The sequence below is a fragment of the Flavihumibacter cheonanensis genome, from assembly GCF_022352215.1.
GTDB classification, from domain to species: Bacteria; Bacteroidota; Bacteroidia; order Chitinophagales; family Chitinophagaceae; genus Flavihumibacter; species Flavihumibacter cheonanensis.
Window position 1 is genome coordinate 1 of record NZ_JAKRWF010000094.1, and the last position, 288, is coordinate 288.

At 62.2% G+C, this 288-nt stretch carries 1 protein-coding gene; it reads left to right on the plus strand.

The window, feature by feature from the left end:
• On the plus strand, nucleotides 1–288 hold a 288-nt coding region (locus tag MD536_RS21250), incomplete at both ends, for a hypothetical protein (protein WP_239603797.1).

The window sequence follows — 288 nt, forward strand, 5'->3', positions numbered from 1 at the left end:
GCCCTGGCCGATCATAGCGAGGGCCTGCTGCCCCACCTGGCCCGGGACGCGGACGTCGATCTGTTCATCGACGAGGGCTACAAACCCTCGTCGCCCGAAATCGTCCAGCAGTTCCAGATCTATGACTACCGGGCGTTCGGCCGCCGGGCGCGCGAGTACGACTTGCCCGTCTATGTCATGGGCAACAACAATGACTTTCACGGCTACATGCACGACGTCATGCGCGACCACCCCGGCGTCGTCCTGTTCCACGATACTGACTTTCAGCACTATTTCGTGGCCCGCACC